21 protein-coding genes and 1 tRNA gene are annotated in these 21,274 nt (G+C 59.5%); 10 read left to right on the plus strand and 12 right to left on the minus strand.

Going from position 1 to position 21,274, the window contains the following annotated elements:
• Window positions 1-58: 58 nt before the first annotated feature.
• From CER19_RS08605 to CER19_RS08615, 3 genes are all read right to left on the minus strand, one after another.
• Window positions 59-370 (minus strand): AzlD domain-containing protein, encoded by a 312-nt coding sequence (locus CER19_RS08605; RefSeq protein ID WP_116666099.1) that lies wholly within the window; start codon window positions 368-370, stop codon window positions 59-61.
• Window positions 367-1,062 (minus strand): AzlC family ABC transporter permease, encoded by a 696-nt coding sequence (locus CER19_RS08610; RefSeq protein ID WP_116666100.1) that lies wholly within the window; start codon window positions 1,060-1,062, stop codon window positions 367-369. The genes CER19_RS08605 and CER19_RS08610 overlap by 4 nt, the downstream gene beginning before the upstream one ends.
• A 71-nt stretch (window positions 1,063-1,133) precedes the next feature.
• Complete coding sequence (locus CER19_RS08615; protein ID WP_003191339.1) at window positions 1,134-1,349, minus strand: hypothetical protein; 216 nt, start codon at window positions 1,347-1,349, stop codon at window positions 1,134-1,136.
• 175 nt (window positions 1,350-1,524) lie between these two features.
• On the opposite strand from CER19_RS08615, the gene CER19_RS08620 reads away from it, so the two are divergent.
• The 8 genes from CER19_RS08620 to CER19_RS08655 all read left to right on the plus strand — a co-directional run bounded on the left by CER19_RS08620 (window position 1,525) and on the right by CER19_RS08655 (window position 9,264).
• On the plus strand, window positions 1,525-1,881 hold the full coding sequence (locus CER19_RS08620) for a metalloregulator ArsR/SmtB family transcription factor (RefSeq protein WP_014718529.1): 357 nt from the start codon (window positions 1,525-1,527) through the stop codon (window positions 1,879-1,881).
• A 19-nt stretch (window positions 1,882-1,900) separates the two neighbouring features.
• On the plus strand, window positions 1,901-3,184 hold the full coding sequence (locus tag CER19_RS08625; protein ID WP_116666101.1) for an arsenic transporter: 1,284 nt from the start codon (window positions 1,901-1,903) through the stop codon (window positions 3,182-3,184).
• 11 nt (window positions 3,185-3,195) lie between these two features.
• Entirely contained in the window at window positions 3,196-3,678 is a 483-nt protein-coding gene (locus CER19_RS08630) for an arsenate reductase ArsC (protein WP_116666102.1), read from the plus strand.
• A gap of 159 nt (window positions 3,679-3,837) precedes the next feature.
• Window positions 3,838-4,449, plus strand: coding sequence for a LysE family transporter (locus tag CER19_RS08635; protein WP_116666103.1), 612 nt, complete (start codon window positions 3,838-3,840; stop codon window positions 4,447-4,449).
• A 318-nt stretch (window positions 4,450-4,767) separates the two neighbouring features.
• Window positions 4,768-5,061, plus strand: a complete 294-nt coding sequence (locus CER19_RS08640) for a hypothetical protein (protein ID WP_116666104.1) — start codon at window positions 4,768-4,770, stop codon at window positions 5,059-5,061.
• Window positions 5,062-5,297: 236 nt separating this feature from the next.
• The gene (mgtA, locus tag CER19_RS08645; protein ID WP_116666105.1) at window positions 5,298-8,012 is read left to right on the plus strand and encodes a magnesium-translocating P-type ATPase; all 2,715 of its coding nucleotides are present in this window, start codon (window positions 5,298-5,300) and stop codon (window positions 8,010-8,012) included.
• 64 nt (window positions 8,013-8,076) lie between these two features.
• Window positions 8,077-8,424 (plus strand): DUF2493 domain-containing protein, encoded by a 348-nt coding sequence (locus CER19_RS08650; RefSeq protein WP_116666106.1) that lies wholly within the window; start codon window positions 8,077-8,079, stop codon window positions 8,422-8,424.
• Window positions 8,425-8,442: 18 nt separating this feature from the next.
• Window positions 8,443-9,264: a hypothetical protein gene (locus CER19_RS08655; RefSeq protein WP_116666107.1), complete on the plus strand. Its 822-nt coding sequence runs from the start codon at window positions 8,443-8,445 to the stop codon at window positions 9,262-9,264.
• On the opposite strand, the gene CER19_RS08660 is transcribed toward CER19_RS08655, so the two are convergent.
• Window positions 9,261-9,959, minus strand: coding sequence for a tellurite resistance TerB family protein (locus CER19_RS08660; protein WP_116666108.1), 699 nt, complete (start codon window positions 9,957-9,959; stop codon window positions 9,261-9,263). The genes CER19_RS08655 and CER19_RS08660 overlap by 4 nt on opposite strands.
• A gap of 125 nt (window positions 9,960-10,084) precedes the next feature.
• On the opposite strand from CER19_RS08660, the gene CER19_RS08665 reads away from it, so the two are divergent.
• Complete coding sequence (locus CER19_RS08665) at window positions 10,085-10,612, plus strand: DinB family protein (RefSeq protein ID WP_116666109.1); 528 nt, start codon at window positions 10,085-10,087, stop codon at window positions 10,610-10,612.
• Between the two features lie 136 nt (window positions 10,613-10,748).
• On the opposite strand, the gene CER19_RS08670 is transcribed toward CER19_RS08665, so the two are convergent.
• Window positions 10,749-11,225 carry a hypothetical protein gene (locus tag CER19_RS08670; protein WP_116666110.1) on the minus strand — a complete coding sequence of 159 codons (477 nt, stop codon included), beginning with the start codon at window positions 11,223-11,225 and terminating at the stop codon, window positions 10,749-10,751.
• Window positions 11,226-11,448: 223 nt separating this feature from the next.
• Between CER19_RS08670 and CER19_RS08675 the strand changes: the two genes are divergently transcribed.
• Window positions 11,449-11,535, plus strand: a tRNA-Leu gene (locus CER19_RS08675).
• A 123-nt stretch (window positions 11,536-11,658) separates the two neighbouring features.
• On the opposite strand, the gene CER19_RS08680 is transcribed toward CER19_RS08675, so the two are convergent.
• The 7 genes from CER19_RS08680 to CER19_RS08710 all read right to left on the minus strand — a co-directional run bounded on the left by CER19_RS08680 (window position 11,659) and on the right by CER19_RS08710 (window position 21,266).
• A complete protein-coding gene (locus CER19_RS08680) occupies window positions 11,659-13,905 on the minus strand; it encodes a TonB-dependent siderophore receptor (protein ID WP_116666111.1) in 2,247 nt (748 codons plus the stop codon).
• A 157-nt stretch (window positions 13,906-14,062) separates the two neighbouring features.
• Window positions 14,063-15,046, minus strand: a complete 984-nt coding sequence (locus CER19_RS08685) for a siderophore ABC transporter substrate-binding protein (protein WP_116666112.1) — start codon at window positions 15,044-15,046, stop codon at window positions 14,063-14,065.
• Window positions 15,043-15,825, minus strand: coding sequence for an ABC transporter ATP-binding protein (locus tag CER19_RS08690; protein ID WP_116666113.1), 783 nt, complete (start codon window positions 15,823-15,825; stop codon window positions 15,043-15,045). The genes CER19_RS08685 and CER19_RS08690 overlap by 4 nt, the downstream gene beginning before the upstream one ends.
• Complete coding sequence (locus tag CER19_RS08695; RefSeq protein ID WP_116666114.1) at window positions 15,822-16,772, minus strand: iron chelate uptake ABC transporter family permease subunit; 951 nt, start codon at window positions 16,770-16,772, stop codon at window positions 15,822-15,824. Before CER19_RS08695 ends, CER19_RS08690 begins: the two co-directional genes overlap by 4 nt.
• On the minus strand, window positions 16,769-17,713 hold the full coding sequence (locus CER19_RS08700; RefSeq protein ID WP_116666115.1) for an ABC transporter permease: 945 nt from the start codon (window positions 17,711-17,713) through the stop codon (window positions 16,769-16,771). Before CER19_RS08700 ends, CER19_RS08695 begins: the two co-directional genes overlap by 4 nt.
• The gene (locus tag CER19_RS08705; RefSeq protein WP_116666116.1) at window positions 17,710-19,479 is read right to left on the minus strand and encodes an ABC transporter ATP-binding protein; all 1,770 of its coding nucleotides are present in this window, start codon (window positions 19,477-19,479) and stop codon (window positions 17,710-17,712) included. The genes CER19_RS08700 and CER19_RS08705 overlap by 4 nt, the downstream gene beginning before the upstream one ends.
• Entirely contained in the window at window positions 19,473-21,266 is a 1,794-nt protein-coding gene (locus tag CER19_RS08710) for an ABC transporter ATP-binding protein (protein ID WP_116666117.1), read from the minus strand. The genes CER19_RS08705 and CER19_RS08710 overlap by 7 nt, the downstream gene beginning before the upstream one ends.
• Window positions 21,267-21,274 lie beyond the last annotated feature (8 nt).

Genomic DNA, 21,274 nt, shown 5'->3' on the forward strand with positions numbered 1-21,274 from the left:
CATTTTTTAGAAGTCTCCCTTCTGCCCGCCACCCCGCGGGCTTTTTTTTGCCTGGGTATCAAAACCACCAACGGAACAGATAGAACAGCGCCATGCTCAATAGCACGGTGGTCAACACGCTGCGCGTCCAGTACATCAACGCCACGGCGCAGATGCCGGCCAGCAGGTAAGGGTTGGTCGGGCTCAGGTTAAGCCGATGCTCAGCCAGGAAAATAATCGGCCCGCAGATCGCCGTGAGCATGCCCGGCACGGCGAAGCCCAAGAATTCACGCGCGCCGCGATTGAGCCGTACCGGCAAGCGTGGCTCGATAAACAGGTAACGGTTGAAGAACACCACCAAGCCCATGGCCACAATCATCAGGTAAATCATCGTTGCCCCACTCCCAGCCGTTTACAGGCAAACCCCGCGCTCATCCCCAACACACCCGAGACCACCACCGCCGACTCCCAGTGCAGATAACTCAACCAGACCGAGCACAGCAGTGCCACCGCCACGCACACCACTATGGGCACGTCGCGCACCACGGGGGTGATCAAGGCGATGAAGGTCGCGGCAATTGAGAACTCCAGCCCCAGTTGATCAAGGCCCGGAATGCTTTTACCCAGCACAATGCCGGCGAGGGTGAAGAGGTTCCAGATCAGGTAAAACGTCAGGCCGACGCCCAGGGCGTACCAGCGATTGAAGGTCTGGCGGTCATAGTGGTTGACCAGGGCAAAGAATTCATCGGTCAACAAAAACCCCAGGCTCATGCGCCAACGGGCGTTGAGCGAAGACAGTGTAGGGCGCATGTGCATGCCATAGAGCAGATGCTGGGAGGTCAGCAGCAAGGTGGTCAGCACAATGGAAATCAGGCTGGCACCGCTCTTGACCATGCCGATGGCCACCAGTTGTGCGGCACCGGCAAACACAATGGCAGACAAGCCTTGGGCTTGCAGCGGGGTAAATTGCGCGTCGATGGCCATAGAGCCGGCCAGCAACCCCCAGGGCGCACAGGCCAGGGATAAGGGAATGACGGCGATGGCGCCGCGGGTGAAGGCGTAATGAGGTAATGCAGTGGGCATGGAAACGGCTCATCGACAGACAGTCGACAAGCATGCCAGCACGAACGAAGGCTTGTCTTGAACGATCTTGCTCAGGCGAGCTTGACCGAAACCTGCTCCACCGAATCCCGGGCTTCGCGCAATTCATACGCATCCTGGTTCAGCCGGTGGATGGTATTGAGCAGGCGCTGGCGCAGCACTTCATCGCCGAGTTTTTCCACGGCGCGCATCAGGTCAAAGGCCGCGGTTTCGTTATTTTCCGCGACGGAATCCAGGGTCTTGCGCAGGTTGCGGGTGGCTCGGGTCACGCGGGTCTTCCTTCATCAGCAATGGGCAGGCACGTTAGGACATTTGTGTTTCATTTTAATTTCAAACAGTTGTGGCGGTTTCAAAGGCATTTGATCCATATCAATTGAAACAAGATTTGACCGATACATATGGAAATACGTATATTCAAATATATCCACTTGAAAGCCCTTGATCATGTCAGACCTCCTCATCCCGACCGCCCTGTTCAAATGCCTGGCCGATGCCACCCGTGCACGGGTGACCTTACTGATCCTGCGCGAGGGCGAACTTTGTGTGTGTGAGTTGATCCATGCCTTGGACGACAGCCAGCCAAAAATCTCCCGTCATCTCGCGCAATTGCGTAGTTGCGGGCTGCTGGTGGACCGACGTCAGGGGCAATGGATCTACTACCGCATCAATCCGGCACTGCCCGCCTGGGTTACTCAGGTGCTGGACACCACTCTGCAAGCCAACCAGCCATGGTTGCAGGATGACGCACTGCGTCTGAATGCAATGGGCGACAGACCACAACGGGCCAGCACCTGCTGCTGAGCCATCGGAGCTTTTATTCATGCTTGTCGCAATTGCGATTTTCCTCGTCACCATCGTGCTGGTCATCTGGCAACCCAAGGGCCTGGGCGTCGGCTGGAGTGCCACACTGGGCGCGATCCTGGCGCTGGCCTGTGGGGTGATCAGCCTGGCGGACATCCCGGTGGTGTGGCACATCATCTGGAACGCCACCGGCACCTTTGTCGCGCTGATCATCATCAGCCTATTGCTGGACGAGGCCGGCTTTTTCGCCTGGACAGCCCTGCATGTGGCGCGCTGGGGCCGTGGCCGCGGCCGGCGGTTGTTTGCTTATATGGTGCTGTTGGGTGCGCTGGTATCGGCGCTGTTTGCCAATGACGGTGCGGCGTTGATCCTGACACCTATCGTGATGTCGATGCTGTTGGCCTTGCGCTTTTCCCCGGCGGCGACCCTGGCCTTCGTCATGGGCGCCGGGTTTATCGCCGATACGGCGAGCCTGCCATTGGTGGTGTCGAACCTGGTGAATATCGTTTCGGCGGACTATTTCAAGATCGGCTTCAACGAATATGCTGCCGTGATGGTGCCGGTGAACCTGGTCAGCGTGGCCGCGACCCTGGCAGTGCTGCTGTGGTTTTTTCGCCGGGACATTCCCCAGACCTACGACCCGGCCGACCTGGAAGACCCCGCCAGTGCCATTCATGACCCTGCGACGTTCCGCGCCGGTTGGTGGGTACTGGGTATTCTGCTCATCGGCTGTTTCGCCCTGGAACCTCTGGGTATTCCCATCAGTGCGATTTCCGCCGTCTGCGCCGTGCTGCTGCTGGTGATTGCCGCCAAGGGCCACAAGATTTCCACGCGCAAAGTCCTCAAGGAAGCGCCTTGGCAGATCGTGATTTTTTCCTTGGGCATGTACCTGGTGGTGTACGGCCTGCGTAACGCCGGGCTGACCGACTATTTGGCCACCTGGCTCGACACCTTCGCCACCTATGGTGTGTGGGGCGCGGCCATGGGCACCGGGGTGCTGACGGCGCTGCTCTCATCGGCGATGAATAACCTGCCGACGGTACTGATTGGCGCGTTGTCCATCGAGTCCAGCCATGCCGTGGGCGTGGTCAAGGACGCGATGATCTACGCCAACGTGATCGGCAGCGACCTGGGCCCGAAAATCACCCCCATCGGCAGTTTGGCCACCTTGCTGTGGCTGCATATCCTGGCGCGCAAAGGCATCACTATCACTTGGGGTTACTACTTCAAGGTCGGGATCGTGCTGACCTTGCCCGTGCTGCTGATCACCCTCGCCGCCCTCGCCTTGCGCCTGAGCCTCTAAAGGAACGCGCCATGAAAGTCCTGTTCATGTGTACCGCTAACAGCTGTCGCAGCATTTTGTCCGAAGCCATGTTCAACCACCTGGCGCCGCCGGGGTTTGAAGCGATCAGCGCCGGCAGTTTCCCCAAAGGCCAGGTGCTGCCGCGCAGCCTGACGACATTGCAGGCAGCGGGAATCCGCGTTGAAGGCTTGTACAGCAAGGGCAATGACGCCTTCGAAGGCAGCCCGCCGGATGTGGTCATCACCGTGTGCGATAAAGCAGCCGGTGAAGCGTGCCCGGTGTATTTCGGCCCGGCGCTGAAGGCCCATTGGGGCTTGGAAGACCCTTCCGAGGTGCAAGGTGATGAGGCGCAAGTAGACGCTGCATTCAAGGCTACCCTCAACATCATCGCCGCACGCTGCGAGGCGTTTTTTGCGCTGCCCTTTGCACATTTATCGTCGGATGAATTGAAGGCTGAACTCCATCGCATTGCCTCAACACCGCAACCTTTGTAGGAGCGAGCTTGCTCGCAAAAAACTCATAGGCACCGCGTTCATCCAGAAAACACGCGTTATCGTTGACGTTTTTCGCGAGCAAGCTCGCTCCTACAGAGGACGTGGTATCCCCCTCCCGGACTGACGTATGCTCTGGCACTTTCTCGAAAGGAACTGAGCATGCTGTCGATCTTTGTCTATGCGCTGGTATTCGGTTTTGTATTTTGCCTTTCTCCCGGCGCGGTGCTGGCAGAGACCCTGCGACGCGGCTTGCTCCATGGTTTCACACCGGCGCTGATGGTGCAGTTTGGTTCCCTCGTAGGCGATGCGGTTTGGGCAGTGATAGGCCTCACCGGTATCGCACTGCTGATTCAGCATGATGTGGTGCGAGTGCCACTGACGATCGTCTGTGCGCTCTACCTGGCCTGGCTGGGCATCCGCAGCCTGATTGATGCCTGGCAGTTACCCGCGACCGACAACGTCCCTGCCAGCTCAGGCAAAAATGCGTTGGCGGTGGGCGCAGCGATCTCCCTGGCCAACCCGAAGAATATTGTCTACTGGGGTGCCCTGGGCAGCGCCCTGTCGGGCATCGTCGGCACAACCCCCAGTCACGGGCAGACCCTGATGTTTTTTGCCGGATTCATGCTGGCGTCGGTGCTCTCGTGTTTTCTCACCGCCGCCTTGGTGAACCTGCTGCGCAAGAACGCATCACCTAGCTGGCAACGCGTGAGTTATGCGGCGTGCGGTTTAGTATTGATCTATCTGGCGATACTCGCCGCGCAAGGTATATAAAGTTATCCAACCCGTAACTTGCACATGCCTCTTGTCTGAACAAACTCTGAACACGGGCTAATTTAATTAATCATGCGTTGACATTCTGTGACGCCCTGAGTAGATTGCCCGTGCCCGCAACTGGGGCCTTTTTTAAACCTCACAAAAGAAGCCAATGGACACAGTATCTAGTCGCTGTCCGAGCACCGCCTCTGCGGGCATCGGGCGCCAAACCCAGAATATGACAGGACTCGCGTTCCAGGTCCGGTAAGCTGCGCTAGAGCTTGATGCTCCACCGTAACTGCCTCACCGGTCGCCCGTCCGGTCCCGAGGTGTGTTATGACCTTCCAACTCATTGCTTTGCCCGATGCACGTACGCTGGCCGCAGCCCTGCGCGCCAAGCTGTGCCGCACGCAGGTCAGCTTTTCGCCAACCCGCTCGACCTTTGCCACACCCTCCCCTCAAGTGCGCCCAGCACCGCCGCTGGCGCACTGGCGTATCTGCCCTGAAAGCGGCCACCTGGTGCAGCATTGGGATCATGCCGACCCTCAAGACCCGCAGAGACCCAAGGTTTCCCGCCTGGCGCAAGCGCGCTTGATGCTCGGTCTTTACCTGGGCGCTCGCGCCGCCTGAGCTGGCTGGAAACAGCAACTTTCTTATTGATGACCCTGGAGTTCTTTATGAACAGGTCCAGTAGTAGCCCGCTGCACGTTAGTTAACTAACACGCTGTTAGCGGGCCCTTCAGAAGTTATGTGAACACCTTATTTAAACCGATCGCGAAGTCCGCGGCTCGGCATGCTTTCGCTCGCCTGTATTCAGGTAAGTACCGGGTATGTTTTGTCGAGAATTGGCGACAGGAGTACAGACAATGAGCGCCGTAAAAAACACGCCTCTGCACAAAAAAAATGGCACCGCCCCCGACACCAAGCTGTCGATGCGCGCCGCCCGTGAAGCCCACAACGGCTTGGCGGCCACCCTCGCCAATGTACGGGCCACCCAGGACGGCCTGACCGAGCTGGACGCCTCGGCGCGCCTGCAACGCGAAGGCTATAACGAAGTTGCCCACGACAAGCCGCCACACGCCATCGTCCAGTTCCTGCAGGCACTGAACAACCCGTTCATCTACGTACTATTGACCCTGGGCGGGATCAGCTTTGTGACTGACTGCTGGCTACCGATGCAGGAAGGTGAAGAAGCCGACCCGACCAAGGTCGTCATTATCATGACCATGGTGTTGCTCAGCAGCCTGCTGCGTTTCTGGCAGGAACACCGCTCGGCCAAATCCGCCGAGGCCCTCAAGGCCATGGTACGCACCACCGCCACCGTGCTGCGCCGCGAGCAGGTTGGCGCCCAGCCGGTCTTGCGCGAAGTGCCGATGCGCGACCTGGTGGCCGGCGACATCGTGCAGCTGTCAGCCGGCGACATGATCCCCGCCGATATCCGCCTGATCGAGTCCCGCGACCTGTTTATCAGCCAGGCCGTGCTGACCGGCGAAGCCTTGCCGGTGGAGAAGTACGACACCTTGGGCGATGTCACGCAAAAATCCGCCTCTACCCTGGCCGCCGACCAGGGCAATCTGCTGGACTTGCCGAACATCTGCTTCATGGGCACCAACGTGGTCAGCGGTCGCGCCAAGGCCGTGGTAGTTGCAACGGGGCCACGTACTTACTTTGGCTCCCTGGCCAAGGCGATTGTTGGCTCGCGGGTGCAAACCGCCTTCGACCGGGGCGTGAACAGTGTCAGCTGGCTGCTGATCCGCTTCATGCTGGTGATGGTACCCATCGTGTTTTTCCTCAATGGCTTCTCCAAGGGCGATTGGGGCGATGCCTTCCTGTTTGCCCTGGCGGTGGCCGTCGGCCTTACCCCGGAAATGCTGCCGATGATCGTCAGCGCCCACCTGGCCAAGGGCGCTACGGCCATGGCCAAGCGCAAAGTGGTGGTCAAGCGCCTCAATGCGATCCAGAACTTCGGTTCGATGGACGTGCTGTGCACCGACAAGACCGGCACCCTCACCCAGGACAAGATCATCCTCGAGCATCACGTCAATGCCTTCGGCCAGCGCGATGACGCCGTGCTGTCCCTGGCCTGGCTCAACAGCTTTCACCAGAGCGGCATGAAAAACCTGATGGACCAGGCGGTGGTGCAGTTCTCGGAACAAAACCCCAAGTTCCAGGTGCCGTTTGCCTACAGCAAGGTCGATGAATTGCCGTTCGACTTTGTCCGTCGTCGCCTGTCGATCGTGGTCAAGGATGCCGCCGGTGACCAGTTGCTGGTGTGCAAGGGCGCGGTGGAAGAGATGCTGAGCATTTCTACCCATGTCATGGAGGCCGGCGAAGCCTTGCCCCTGGATGACCGCCGTCGTGAGGCGCTGCTGGCGCTCGCCAACGACTACAACGAAGACGGTTTCCGCGTGCTGGTGGTAGCGACTCGCAATATTCCTAAAGCGCTGGCACGCCAGCAGTACACCACCAGCGACGAGCGCAATCTGGTGATCCAGGGCTTCTTGACCTTCCTTGACCCACCGAAGGAAACCGCAGGCCCGGCCATTGCGGCGCTGCAACAGATTGGCGTGGCGATCAAGGTGTTGACCGGCGACAACGCCATGGTCACCAGCAAGATCTGCCGCCAGGTTGGCCTGGAACCCGGCCAGCCGCTGCTGGGCGTGGAAATCGAAGCCATGGATGACGCCACCCTGCTACGCCGCGTGGAAGAACGCACGGTGTTTGCCAAACTCACGCCGCTGCAAAAATCCCGCGTGCTCAAGGCCCTGCAAGCTAACGGGCACACCGTCGGCTTCCTCGGCGACGGTATCAACGATGCACCGGCGCTGCGGGATGCCGATGTGGGTATTTCGGTGGACAGTGGCACCGACATCGCCAAGGAATCGGCCGACATCATCCTGCTGGAAAAGAGCCTGATGGTGCTGGAAGAAGGCGTGCTCAAAGGGCGCGAAACCTTCGGCAATATCATGAAGTACCTGAACATGACCGCCAGCTCCAACTTCGGCAACGTATTCTCGGTGCTGGTGGCCAGCGCGTTCATTCCGTTCATGCCCATGCTGGCGATCCATCTGCTGCTGCAGAACCTGATGTATGACATCTCCCAACTGGCCCTGCCGTGGGACAAGATGGACAAGGAATACCTGGCCAAGCCACGCAAGTGGGATGCGAAAAACATCGGCCGCTTCATGATCTGGATCGGCCCTACCTCGTCGATCTTCGACATCACCACCTTTGCGCTGATGTGGTACGTGTTCTCGGCCAACAGTGTGGAAATGCAGACCCTGTTCCAGTCCGGCTGGTTTATCGAGGGGCTGCTTTCGCAAACCCTGGTGGTGCATATGCTGCGCACCCGCAAGATCCCGTTCTTCCAGAGCACGGCCGCCTGGCCGGTGTTGATGATGACCTGCATCGTGATCGCCCTGGGCATCTACGTACCGTTCTCGCCACTGGGCACCCTGGTGGGCCTGCAGCCGCTGCCGATGGCGTACTTCCCATGGCTGGTAGGCACGTTGCTGGCTTACTGCTGCGTCGCCCAACTGATGAAGACGATCTACATCCGCCGCTTCAAGCAGTGGTACTGACCCTCCCCGCCGTTCAAACGCTGGCGGCCGCCCGGTCGCCAGCGTGCAATACAAGGATTTGCTCATGCGCGTGTTGATCTGTGCAGGTCGTCATTACGCCGACACCAAAAAGTCCCGTCATGTGCTGGACGCTTACCACCGCCTGCGCCCGGTGCAGGTACTGATCCACGGCGGTAACCAGTTCCTGGGCAGTGAGATCGAGGAATGGGCGCGGGAAATCGGTATCGACGTGGTGCGTTATCCACCCAATTGGCAGCGCCATGGCAAACAGGCGGAACGCCAGCGCAACCACTTCATGCTGGCCGACAGCCGCCCCGATCTGTTCATTGCCCTCCCGGGTGGTGACGATACCTCGGAGCTGGTTTGCCAGGCCAAAGCCAGCGGCATTTCGGTGCTGACCGTAGAAAGCTGAACTCAAGCGAGGTGCATCATGCACAAAAAATACACGCCGGCACGCCAGGACGGGTTTGCCAAATACCGTGCGCGTCACTATCGCGGCGCTCGCCACACCCTGCTGTTACTGCCGCCGGCCAAGCGCCGTGCATTGCAGCGCAACTTGATCTTTATCGGCATGACCCTGGGCCTTGTCTTAGTGGTCGCGTTGATTTCAAAAGCCCAAGCCGCAGGTGGCGCTTATGTGGTTGACGACGGCGCGATCAACGCGCCAGGTGAATGCAATGTCGACGCCTGGTACAGCGCCCATCGGCACGCAGGCAGCACCCATAACAGCAGCTTGTCGCCCGCCTGCACGTTCAGCGCCATGCCTGCCGTGCAATGGGGCGCCGCGTTGTCACGGGCCACGGATGCAGGTAAAGGCGAGATGCAGATCAGCCCGCAAGCCAAGGTGCAGGTGCTGTCACGGCAAGACCTGGGGCTTGAACTGGCGATTGCTGTCGGGGCGCATGTCGCGCTGGATCGCCATCACGGGTTTGACGGTGCAGACCTGAACATCCCGTTGACATGGCAACCCCTGGCGCCCCTGCGTTTGAACGTGAACGCGGGCTGGAGCCACGCTTACAACGAGGGTGATCAACAACATCGCCTGACGTGGGGCGCGGGGTTCGAATATCAGTTGGCAGCGGCGCTCACGCTGATTGGCGAGCGCTATGGCCAGGAAGGCGGCGAACAGGCCTGGCAGGCTGGGCCGCGTTTGCACATTGGCGAATTTGTCGACGTGGACCTGCTGGTCGGGCGCAGCCTGATTGGCGATCGCGCCCAGTGGCTGACCACTGGGGCGACGCTGAGGTTCTAGGCTTTGGCCTGCTGCTCCAGATGCAGCTGCAATTGCGGATCGATTTGCAACTGACCGGCCAGGTCGTCGAGGTAATTGCGCTCGGCGTCCTGCTGATCATTGACCAGCATCACGCTCGCCAGGTAAATCTCCACAGCGATTGCCGGGTCATTGGCATACTCGGCAAAATCGGCGGCATCCAGGGGCTTGGCGACTTCGGCGTCGAGCCATTGCTGCAACTGAGGGTCGTCGGTGTGACGGCCAATCTCGGCAGAAATCATTTGCTGCTCTTGCGCATCGATTTTGCCATCGGCCTTGGCCGCCGCGATCAAAGCACGCAGTACACCGTGGCTATGGGCTTCGGCTTCAGGCCCTTCAAGCTGGTCAACGGTCTGGATAGCTTGCTGCGGTGCCGAAGCCTGTTGGCGTTGCCAGGCTTGATACGCCTGGAAGGCCGCCATCCCCAGGGACGCCAGCGCCGCGTAGTTCATCCCACCGCCGCTACGCGTCTGGGTAGTACCACCTGCCGGAGCGCCGCCCAACAAGCCACCCAGGCCACCTAATAAACCACCCAAACCGCCGCCCGCCGCAGGCGCATTGCCGGTGCCGGCGCCCTTCAACAACCCTCCGAGCAACCCGCCCAGGCCGCCGCCCGAAGCGCCGCCGCCTTGCTGCCCTGCACGCAACAGTTGTTCCAGTAGATCGCTGGTATTCATGGTGTCGCCCTCCCGGGGCGCAATAGTGGCGTTGATCAAACATAGTCCTCCCCTGATGGAACACCATGACCGTCGGGCGGGCAAGCTTTATGATGGCGACATCACGCCGAAAAGGGAGAACAGCGGTGAACCGCATCGAGCATATTGCGTTGATGGCCAGCTACAACCAATGGATGAACCGCAAGGTCTACGACGCCGCCAGCACCCTGACGCACGCGCAATTGACCCTGGACCGCCAGGCGTTTTTCGGTTCGATCCTCGGCACCTTGAACCACCTGATGCTGGGTGACACCGTCTGGCTCAAGCGCTTTGCCGAACATCCGGCCAACTTTGCGGCCTTGGCGCCGCTGAACGGGGTTGCCACGCCCAGCGACCTCAAGCAACTGGCCTTCGCCAGCCTTGACGAACTATCGGCCCATCGCGCCTGGCTGGATCAACTGATCATCGATTGGACCCACAGCCTGCACGAGCCCCACCTTGATCAACGCCTGCGCTATCACAACATGCGCGGCGTGGCGGCCGAGAAGCCCTTCTTCGGCCTGCTGGTGCACTTTTTCAACCACCAGACCCACCACCGCGGCCAGGTGACGACACTGCTGAGCCAGGCGGGTGTGGATGTGGGGATTACCGACTTGCTGGCACTGATTGACTAAATGCCGACACGGTCAATGTGGGAGCTGGCTTGCCTGCGATGGCGGTGTAACAGGTTCTATACCGGTACTGACACATCGCTATCCCAGGCAAGCCAGCTCCCACAGTTGCCCTATATTGCTCACAGCATCAGTGCCGTCACTTCACCTTGCTGCTCAAGGTCTCCACACTGCGCTTCACATCATCCAGGCTGCGCTTGAGGCCGTCGATCTCGCTTTTCTGCCGCTCTATCGCGCTCTTCTGCTCGTCCACCGTGCGTTTGAGGCTGGATAGCTGACTGTCACTGCTACTGGCACTCGAACCGTCCTTACGCTTGAACTCATCAAACGCACGCTCTTGGCCCTCCACTTTGCTTTTCAAGCTTTGCAGTTCGCTTTGACTCTGTTTCTGCCCAGCCTGCAGCGCCTCGACATCACCAACGGAAACACCCGACGGCTTCAACACATAGGCACCGCCCGCGTCCATCGAGCCGGCCGTCAACTTGTCTGAAGACGACGCACTGAACTCGCCCCACTGCACCGCACTCCCCGCCTGCGCCGGGCTGAGCATGGCCATGCCCAACAAACCCGCCACACCTGCGGCGATGATCCAAGCCTGCTTACGGACCCTGAGCATCAAACGACTCCTTGCGAAATGCCGAAATGGCATATCGCTATGACTGTCATTTATGAGGCTTGTTCCTGTGACATCTGCATTCACCGGGACTTGGCGCGAAGGCCATGTAGACCACTGATCTGCCACGCTTTTTCATGCGCATCTTTGTACGGGAATACCGGCTTTGAGGTTGCGCTGAAGCGGCTGGATCTATATATTCCCAACCCTGTTACACCGCGCTACCGCCCGAATGGCGAAACTGGTAGACGCATGGGACTTAAAATCCCCCGCTCGTAAGGGCGTCCCGGTTCGATTCCGGGTTCGGGCACCATCTCCTGTTCCACTGACGGCCAGTACTGTTTGTTTGTGGAACCCTTAAAAACCCGCCGTTTGGCGGGTTTTTTCGTTTATGGCATTCCTCGCCAGGGTCCAGTGCTTTTGGACTTGCAAACCCTCAGAAATCTACCGTACCCGAGAGCAATACCGTGCGCGGCGCGCCCAAGCCGCCGGAAAGGCCGCTGCCATCGCCGCCGTTCCACGAACCGAGCCAGTACGCCTTATTGGTGACGTTCTGCACGGTGGCGCGCAAGGTCACAGGCTTGGTCTCGACCTTGAAGGCATAGCGGGCCCCCACATCGTAGGTGGTGTACGAGTCCAGCGACACCCGATGATCGTTCGTCGCGTATTGTTTGCCCGTATGGTTGATGTTGCCGGTCAGGGTCAGCCCAGGGACGTCGAGGAGGTCATACTCCGTGCCAAGCTTGGCAATCACCTTGGGTACGCCGGTCACTTGCTTGTCTTTGACACCACCTGTGACCACCTTGGTCATTTCTGCCTGGGTATAGGTCGCACCGCCCATCAGGCGCAATCTTGGTTGCAGCTCGCCAAAGAACGACCATTCCACGCCACGGTTTTGTTGCTCGCCGTAGACGCCGAAGACATTGGTGAGCGGATCGGTAAAGGCACTGGGCTTCTCAATCTGGAACAGGCTGACGGTATGGGCGAAAGAGCCCAGGTCTACCTTGGCACCCAGTTCGTATTGCTTGGTCTGGTATGGCTGCATGACCGCGCCTGCGTTCTCTGCCGAGTCAGGGGCCGACGCGCCTTGACTGAGGCCCTCGATGTAGTTGGCATAGAGCGACACCTCATCCGTCACCTTGACCAGAAGTGCGGTGGCCGGCGAGACACGGCTTTCGTCATAGCTGGTTTTCGAAGCCCTGGGGCCGAAAGCGTCGGTGGTGTTTTGCACGCGCTGACGACGGGCGCCCACGGTCCATTGCACACGGCCTTCGGCGAAGGACAGCGTATCGGCAATCGCATAGCTGCCCAGGTTGGCCCTGGTTTGCGAGGTGGTTGCACCATAGCCCGGGAAGGTCGGCGCGTTGCCAAAGTCGAGGTTGTCGTAATTTGTGGTGCCGGGGATGGCGGCTCTCGCGTCCTTGAAACTGTTGTCGGAGGTGAAACGGGTCGCGGCGATGGTCCAGGCATGATCCACGGGGCCCGTCTGGAATTTGCCCTTCAACCCGACCTCACCCGATTGCTGGGTGCCACTGCGAATCGAACGAATGGCCGAAGAGCTGATGCCACCCACATTGTTCACCAGGGTGCTTGAGTTGATCATCGCGTTGTAACCACCATCGCGCTGCCCCCACGCCGCGTAGGCAGTAAGCGAATCCGTCAGGTCGTATTCGCCCCGCACCATCGTGGTAGTGGTGTTGTTGATGGTGTAGGCCCACTTGGGTGCCAACGCATAATCGCCCTTCTTGGGGCTTGGCAAGTGGGTGACGTTGGGGGCAATTGTGTTGATCCCGAAGTAGTTGAGACCGTCAATGCGTTCACGCTGTTTGTAGAAATCGAGCGATATCCGAGCCCGCTCGCCACGCCAATCCAGCCCGAGGGAAGACAGTGCCATTTTGTGTTGCTGATTATCCACGGGGGTATCGCCGTCACGGTAAACGCCGTTAAAGCGCACACCAAACTGCTTCTGATCACCAAAACGTTGCCCCAGGTCCGCGTGCACACCCCCAAGGCCCCGGGACTCATAAGTGGTGGTCAAGCGTGCCAACGGTTCGTCGCCGGCGCGCTTGGGTACCAGATTGATGCTGCCACCTACACTGCCGCTTGGCGGCATGCCGTTGAGCAGCGCCGAAGGGCCTTTGAGCACTTCGATGCGCTCCGCCAATTCGGTAGAGCCGCGCATATTCGGCGCCATGCCGACCAGGCCGTTAAAGGTGATGTCATCGGCGTTGCTGTAGAAGCCGCGGATGAAAAAAGTTTCAAAGTTGCTGCGTTTGGTGGGCACGTACACCGAGGGGTCGGTCGCACCGATCACCGAGCCGATATCCTGCGCCTGACGGTTCTGTATGTATTCATCGGTATAGCTGATGGTATTGAAAGGCGTCTCCATGAAATCCTTGTTGCCCAACAGCCCAACGCGGCTGCCGGAGGCAACCTGCCCGCCAGCATAAGCCGGCGGCAGACCTGTAGCGGGGTCCATGACGCCCTCCACCACCGTTTCCGACAATTCCAGGCTGGTGCTGCTTGTGCCTGTCTGCGGGGCAGCGCTCGCGGCGGTGGGCGCCGCCGTCAGCCCCAGTACCAGCGCCATCTGCACAGCCGTGAACATATGACTCAAAGTAAAGCGTTGCGCAACCTGCGGTGAATCAGGGGTAGCGCGATGTTGGCGACAGCGTTCCGACATGCTGAATTCCTTTTGATTCGGAGAATGTGTATGTGCTCACTAGGCTTTCCGAACCAGAAGGCAAAACCCTCAATAACAATCATTAGCATTTGTGTTTTTTGAAAATAAAGGCGAGTGCCTGCACGGCACCCGCCCTTGCGACCCCAAGCGCAGCGGGTCAACCCTTGTAGCCTTGAACCACCTCGTCGGCCATGCGACCCAGGCACGTTGCACTGACGGTACACAGGTACCAGGTCTGGGCGTCGACAAAGATCACACGTCCGTTGGTCCAAGCCTTGGTCTTGCGCAGCAGCGGGTTATCCAGGCTCTTCATGTCCAGCGCCGGCCGCCGTTCCATCACTGCGGTACGGTCGATCACGTAGAGAATGTCGGGATCGGCCTGCTGGATGAATTCATTGGAGATGGGCTGGCCATGTAAGCCAGCCTCGATGTCGGTGCTGGCGGGTTTCACGCCCAGGGTGTCGAAGATGAAACCGTAGCGCGACTTCACGCCATAGGAGGTGAATGCGCCGTTGTTATGCAAAACGATCAGCGCTTTCTCCGGGCGCCCATCGGTGACGCGCCGAGTCTGTTCAACCTTGGCGTCCATTTGCGCAACCTTCTGACGAGCCAACTCTTCTTTGCCTAGAATGCGCCCCAGGGTCATGAGGTGATCCTTGGCGGTGGCGAAGAGATTGCCGTGTTGGTTGGTCAGGTCCACATCGTCATAGAGCGTCGGTGCGATCTGGCTCAGTTCTGCGTAACTTTGCGCCTGGAGCGGCGAGATCAGGATCAGGTCGGGCTTGAGGGCATGCAACCGTTCAAGGTTGGGTTGGATGGTCGACCCCACGTCCATGATGTTCGGATTGTCACGGTACTGGGTAAGGAAACTCGCGACATAGTCCTTGGCGATACCCACCACCGGCGCGTCCAGTTGGTCGAGTGTATCGAGTTCACTCATATCGAACGCCACCACACGTTGGGGGAGCTGGGTGATCATCGTGCTACCCAGTGGATGCTCGATCTTGATCGGCTCGTAGTGCGTATGCGCAGCGACTGGCGCGGACGCCTGTGCCGAGGGTTTGTCACACCCCTGCAGGCCTGCCGCCACAGCGACTGCCAGCAGTGCCCCACAGATTGTTTTTGCCTTACCAATACTCATATCTGCTCCCTTGATAGTGATGGGTTGAAGTAGTTGCAGACGAACCCCTGCTCGCTCTGCAGAATCTCGAAGTCCAAATCAAAGAGATCGCGCAGGTGCGCCTCGGTGACAACCTCCGCCACGGGGCCGCGCAAGTGCACCGCGCCGTTTTTCATGGCCACGATATGATCGGAGTAGTTGGCCGCGAAGTTGATGTCATGCACCACCAGAATCACGGTGCGACCTTGTTCGTCACATAAGCGGCGCAGCGCACGCATGATTTGTACGGCATGCTTCATGTCGAGGTTATTGAGCGGCTCGTCCAACAGCAGGTAATCGGTTTGCTGGGCAATGGTCATTGCCAGGAACGCCATTTGCCGCTGCCCGCCGCTCAGTTCGTCGATGTAAGAAAGGCGTAATGGTTGCAACGACAGAAACTCGATAGCTTCGTCAATGGCCTGGCGATCCTGGACGGTGAGCGCTCCTCGGCTATAAGGGAAACGCCCGAAAGCCACCAAGTCTTCAACGGTCAGCCGCAGGTTGAAATCGGGTGTCTGGCGTAAGGTGGCGACGCGCCTGGCATATTCGCGGATGGGCACATCCGCAATGCTACGCCCGCCAATCAGCAGTTCGCCGTGGGTCGGCGCCAGCAGACGTGCGATCAACATCAGCAAGGTAGTCTTGCCTGCCCCGTTGGGCCCAATCAGCGAAGTCACCTGCCCTGGCGGGAACTGAACGCTGACGTCGCTCAGGACGTGCTTGGTGCCGTAGGTCTTATAGACGTGACGAAGGGAAATCATGAAGCGCCTCGGGTTCGAATCATCAGCGCGAGGAAATACCCGCCGCACACCAGGTTGATGAGAATGCTGACGGAGGTGTTGTAGTTGAACATCTGCTCGACCATGTACTGGGCGACGATGAAAATGCCAATGGCAATGGCGCAACTCATGGGCAATGTAATCCGGTGCCGGGCGGTGCGGGCAAGCGCATAGGTGATGTTTGCCACAAACACGCCCATGAAGGCCGTCGGCCCGACGAGACTGGTTGAGACAGCCACCAGAATCGCGATCAGCGCAAGTTGCAGGCGCACGCTGCGTTGAAAATCGACACCCAGGGAAATCGCCTGGTCACGCCCCAGCGACAGCACATCGAGCACCGGCAGGCTTCTTTGCGCGATAAAGCACGCCGCCGCCACCAGCAGCCCCGAATAGATCACTTGTGTGGGTTGCGCCTTATTAAAGGAGGCGTAGTTGAAACCCTGGAAGATCGAGAACTCGCCGGGGCTGATCTTCAGTTGGATAAACTGGGTAAAGGTGCCCATCACCATGCTCAGTACCAGCCCAAGCAGGAGCAGCAGGTACACGTTGTTGCGTCCGTCATGGAACAGCCAACGGTGAATGAGCCCTGAATAAGCGAGCATCAATAGGATCGACAACAATACGTTACCGTTACGCCCCAACAGCACCAGGCTCTGGGTACCCAGCACCAGGATCAGCAAAGCCTGGAACAACAGGTAGATTGCCTCATACCCCATGATCGCCGGCGTCAGTATTCGGTTGCCGGCAAGGGTCTGGAAAATCACCGAAGAATAAGCAACGCACACTCCGGCAATAACCATCGCGGCCAAACGGGTCATTCGCTTGGGAATGACGTACTCGAAGTCAAAGCCTGAGCCCAACAACAGGAACGCTATCGCCAGGACCAGCACCAGTGCCCATAGACCATAGCGGGTAGCCATACGCCTCATGTGTATTTCCTGATCAGCAGCACGAGGAACAACACACCGCCTACGCTGCCCGCGGTGAGACCGATGGGCACTTCGAAGGGATAGATCAACAAGCGGCCGAGAATGTCGCACGCCAACAACAGCGACGCGCCGCACAACGCGACGATGGGCAATGTTCGCTCCAGGTTCTCGCCGTAGTGCAACGCCACCAGGTTGGGAATAACCAGCCCGACAAAGGGAATGGCCCCTACGGTAATGACCGTGGCGGAAACGGTGACCGCCACCAGCATCAGCCCCAGCGCCGCATTTGCCGTGTAGTTCAGGCCCAAGCTGCCGGCCATGCCCTCGCCCATGCCGAGTACAGTAAAGCGGTGCGCGAACAGATAAGTGAGCACGACTATCGGCAAGATCAGGTAGATGATCTCGTAATTGCCCTGGACGATCTTCGAGAAGTCTCCGAGCATCCAGCCCTGCATGCTCTGCAAGATATTGTGACGATAGGCGTAGAACTCGGCGATGGCGCTCAATACGCTGCCGTACATCAGGCCGATGACCGGAACCATCACGGTGTTCTTGAACTTGATGCGACGGATGATCGCGACATAAAGCAGGCTCGCCGCAAAGCAAAACGCCAAGGCAAACAGCATACGGCCGGCCGCACCGACGGCGGGGGCCACCGTCAATGAAATCAGAATGCCCAGCTTTGCTGCATCCAGCCCGCCGGAAGTTGCCGGTTCGACGAAGCGGTTGCGCACGATCTGCTGCAGAATCACGCCGCACACGGCCAGCCCCACCCCCGTGAGAATCAGGGCGGCCAGGCGCGGAAGGCGGCTGGCAGTCAGTGTCAGCCAAGCGTCATCGGATAACGTGAACAGCGCCGTCCAGGAAACCTCTTTGACCCCCACCATCAACGAAAGGCAACAGAGCACGGCAAACAGGCAGAGTAAGATTGCACGGCTCAAGAACCGCCCTCACCGTCTGATTCTCCAGCAATCCGCCAGCCTTTCGCGGCTTGGCGTTGGGCGAGAAAGTGCGCGTAGAGCCCTGGCTTGGCATTCAACTGCGCATGGGAGCCCCGCTCGCTGATCTGGCCGTGATCGAGCACTAGAATCTGGTCGGCCATGACTACTGTCGACAGCTGGTGCGCGATGACGATCAGCGTGCGCGTGCCGCGTAAACGCGCCAACGCTTGCGCGATCGCCGCTTGGTTCTCGGCGTCGAGAGCGGCGGTGGCCTCATCGACCAACAAAATCGGCGCCTCCTTGATCAGCGCACGGGCGATGGAGATTCGCTGTCGCTCGCCCCCGGACAGGCGTGCACCGCCCTCGCCTACTGGCGTGTCCAGGCCTTGGGGCAAGCGTTCGATGATCTCCAGGACGCCAGCCTGTGTTGCTGCTTGCATCACCTGGGCATCACTGGCATCGGGTTTACCGATGCGAATGTTGTCGGCGATGCTGCCCTGAAACAGGTAAGCATCCTGAAAGATCTGGCTGATCTGACCGGCCAGCTGTCCACTGGACATCTGCCGAACATCTACACCGCCCACCATCACGCGGCCTTGCGTCACATCGAAAAAGCGCGCAATCAGCCGCACCAGGGTGGTCTTGCCCGAGCCAGAAGCACCGACCAGCGCCGTCATGCTGCCGGGCTCGATACGCAGGCTGACATCACGCAACACATCGGCCTGATCCTCGGCATAGCAAAAGCTCACATTTTCCAATACGACCGATCCATCGACCGGCGCTTGCGGGGCCTGCGGCTCCGGCAAAGGGTCGACCTCGAAGATTTCGCGCACGGCATCAAGCTGACCGCGCGCGCCACGTAGCACTTCGCTATAACCTGCGACCTCCAGAAGCGGGTCGATAAAGCGGCTGACCAACAGCAACGACACGATCACGGCGATGACCGAAGACGGTGCCAGGCTTGCGCTCAACTGATCACCCAGCCATAGCGTGGCAGCCACCAGCAAGACGGCGAAGCCGGCCTGTACCGCCCAGGCATTGAACACCACCGACATCGCCGAGACGTGGATCAGCCGCTTTGCAGACTGCTGCTGGCGCCCGATGGCCTGCTCGAGAAATTGGGTGCCGCCGTCCTCGCCATTAAAGGCGCGCAGCACCGATTGTGCCTGGGCAAATTCGACCATGCGCTGGCTGGTCTGCGCGGCGCTGTGCTGAAAGCGTTGGTCGGCGCGCTGCCCCAGATGAGCGGTCAGCGCAAAGATACCCAACAAGAGGGGTAAAGCCAGTAGCGCGATCAACCCCATTTGCCAATGTAAGTTGAACAACGCGGCAAGGATCACAACCGGTGTGACCACCCCTGTGATCAACGGCGTGAAAACGTGGGCCGGAAGCTGAGCCAATTCCATCATGCCCTGGGAGGCCAAATGGCTCAGTCGTGCGGTATTTTGTGCGCTGAACCAACCAACCGGCAAACGCGCCACATGGTCGCCCAGCCGATGACGACCACGCTGGAGAACAGCGATACCGACGCGGATACCCGCCTTCTCCACCGTCCGTCGCAAGGCCCAGCAAACCAGCACCCCGATCACGAGCGCAGTCAGCCATTGTCCTGCTGAGCGCACATCACCGCTCAGCAGACGAGTGAGCACCGGTACCAGAGTGACAATCGTCAGCCCGCAAAGCAGGCCGTAGACGAGCGTCATCCAAAGGTAGCGGCGCAATACGCGGGCATCTTCGCCCAGCAGTTGACTAAAGGTTTTCAGCATGACGATAGCGCCTGTTCCTTGGCCTGTTCATAGCCGCCCAGCGCCCACAGTCGGGCGTAGCGGCCGTTACGGGCGAGCAGTTCGTGGTGGCGTCCCTGCTCGCAAATCGTGCCGTTGTCGATCAGGATGATTTGGTCAGCATGCATCACCGTATCGAGGCGGTGCGCGATGACCATCAAGGTTCGGCCCCGGGCGAAGCGCGACAGTGCTTGCTGAAGCTTCACCTCGTTCTCGGCATCGGCCGCCGCCGTGGCTTCGTCGAGCACCAGCAATGGCGGGTCCAACAATATGGCGCGGGCAATACTCACGCGCTGCAGCTCGCCGCCGGAAAGCTGAACATCCTCACCGATCACCGAGTCGTAACCTCGTGGCAAGGCGCAGATGCGCTCATGGATATTGGCAGTGCGGGCTGCGTCTTCGATTTCCTGCTGACTGGCCGAGGGGCGGCCCAGGGCGATGTTGTCGCGCAGGCTGGCATGGATAAGGCGTACTTCCTGCAGCACAAAACCGATGCGCCGGTACAACTGCGCGCTCTCGATGTGCCTGAGGTCGACGCCGCCCAAGGTGATGCGCCCTTCACTCGGGTCGAAGAAGCGCAACAACAGGCGGGCCAGGGGCGACTTGCCGGAGCCCGAAGCACCGACAATCGCGGTCACCGTGCCCGGCTTGAGGGTGAAGTTGACGTCCTTGAGCACCGGGGTCTGGCCGTCGTAGCTGTAGCCGAGCTGCTCGACACGTATTTCGGCATTTTCCGGCAACGCTGGCGCGGCGGCTGCCAAGGTTTCCAGCACGGGCGTTTGCAACAGCGTATGAACGCGCTGCGCTGCGCCCGTAGCATTGTTCAAGTCATGGGTGACGTAGCTCAGCAGCAACAGCGGCGCACAGATTCCCGGCGCCACCAAGGCGAAGGGCAACACTTCTACCGGTGTGATCCAGCCCAGGCTCACCCAAAGGGTTCCAAACGTCAGCACTACGCCGAGAACCGCCACCGGGGCAATCATCGCGTGAGCGTTGGCCATCGCGCTGACCAGCGGGCGGGTGAAGTCGGTAAAGGCCTCAGCGAAGCCATCAACCGCCTTGCGGTAGCTGCCATGGGCCTTGCCCTCAACCCCGAAAGCCTTGACCACAGGAATGCCATTGACGAACTCAACCACTGCATTATTGATGCGTGCCATGCCGGCACCAAATGACTGCATGTTCGCCCCACTGGCCTTGGTGGCCCTGGAGAAAAACAGGAAGAACAGCGGGAACGGCAACAGCGAAACAATCGCCATGCGCCAGTCCATGACGAATAGGTAGAGAACCGAAATAAGAATTGCGCCGATGGTACGGCCCAAGGTGGTAAAGAAGTGCGCGGTCAGGCTGTGCAGCGTGCCAATGTCGTCTTGCATCGCTTGCTTGACCTCGCCGGAAGCCCGACTGGTAAACCATCCCAATGGCACCTTGGCCAGACGGCGGGTAATCGCCCGACGCAAATGGCCGGTGATGCGGTTGTCGGCCAGGTGCGCAGCCATTTCGCCCAGCGAAATCAAGGTCATCCCGAGAAACAGGCAGGCCAGACTGATGATGACAACCCGCCAGACTTGATCCTGCATCTGGCTCCAGGCTGTAGCCACCTCATCTTGGGCCATTGCAAGCTGTGCGATATGGGCGATACCGGCCAGGGGCACCAGTGTCAGCATGGTGCCGATGGCGGCCAATACCGCCGCGACTATCAGTTGCCCACGTATGGGTCTGAGTATCTGAGATACCGTGCCAGCAACGCCGGGTTCATCTGTAGCACTCATGAGTTCTC

This window comes from Pseudomonas sp. GL93, from assembly GCF_003408955.1.
Taxonomy (GTDB): domain Bacteria; phylum Pseudomonadota; class Gammaproteobacteria; order Pseudomonadales; family Pseudomonadaceae; genus Aquipseudomonas; species Aquipseudomonas paracarnis.

Coding starts and splice junctions, on each gene's coding strand:
- CER19_RS08605 (WP_116666099.1), bottom strand. CDS start 370: ATGATTTACCTGATGATTGTGGCCATGGGCTTGGTGGTGTTCTTCAAC.
- CER19_RS08610 (WP_116666100.1), bottom strand. CDS start 1,062: ATGCCCACTGCATTACCTCATTACGCCTTCACCCGCGGCGCCATCGCC.
- CER19_RS08620 (WP_014718529.1), top strand. CDS start 1,525: ATGTCAGACCTCCTCATCCCGACCGCCCTGTTCAAATGCCTGGCCGAT.
- CER19_RS08625 (WP_116666101.1), top strand. CDS start 1,901: ATGCTTGTCGCAATTGCGATTTTCCTCGTCACCATCGTGCTGGTCATC.
- CER19_RS08630 (WP_116666102.1), top strand. CDS start 3,196: ATGAAAGTCCTGTTCATGTGTACCGCTAACAGCTGTCGCAGCATTTTG.
- CER19_RS08635 (WP_116666103.1), top strand. CDS start 3,838: ATGCTGTCGATCTTTGTCTATGCGCTGGTATTCGGTTTTGTATTTTGC.
- CER19_RS08640 (WP_116666104.1), top strand. CDS start 4,768: ATGACCTTCCAACTCATTGCTTTGCCCGATGCACGTACGCTGGCCGCA.
- mgtA (WP_116666105.1), top strand. CDS start 5,298: ATGAGCGCCGTAAAAAACACGCCTCTGCACAAAAAAAATGGCACCGCC.
- CER19_RS08650 (WP_116666106.1), top strand. CDS start 8,077: ATGCGCGTGTTGATCTGTGCAGGTCGTCATTACGCCGACACCAAAAAG.
- CER19_RS08655 (WP_116666107.1), top strand. CDS start 8,443: ATGCACAAAAAATACACGCCGGCACGCCAGGACGGGTTTGCCAAATAC.
- CER19_RS08660 (WP_116666108.1), bottom strand. CDS start 9,959: ATGAATACCAGCGATCTACTGGAACAACTGTTGCGTGCAGGGCAGCAA.
- CER19_RS08670 (WP_116666110.1), bottom strand. CDS start 11,225: ATGCTCAGGGTCCGTAAGCAGGCTTGGATCATCGCCGCAGGTGTGGCG.
- CER19_RS08680 (WP_116666111.1), bottom strand. CDS start 13,905: ATGTCGGAACGCTGTCGCCAACATCGCGCTACCCCTGATTCACCGCAG.
- CER19_RS08685 (WP_116666112.1), bottom strand. CDS start 15,046: ATGAGTATTGGTAAGGCAAAAACAATCTGTGGGGCACTGCTGGCAGTC.
- CER19_RS08690 (WP_116666113.1), bottom strand. CDS start 15,825: ATGATTTCCCTTCGTCACGTCTATAAGACCTACGGCACCAAGCACGTC.
- CER19_RS08695 (WP_116666114.1), bottom strand. CDS start 16,772: ATGAGGCGTATGGCTACCCGCTATGGTCTATGGGCACTGGTGCTGGTC.
- CER19_RS08705 (WP_116666116.1), bottom strand. CDS start 19,479: ATGCTGAAAACCTTTAGTCAACTGCTGGGCGAAGATGCCCGCGTATTG.
- CER19_RS08710 (WP_116666117.1), bottom strand. CDS start 21,266: ATGAGTGCTACAGATGAACCCGGCGTTGCTGGCACGGTATCTCAGATA.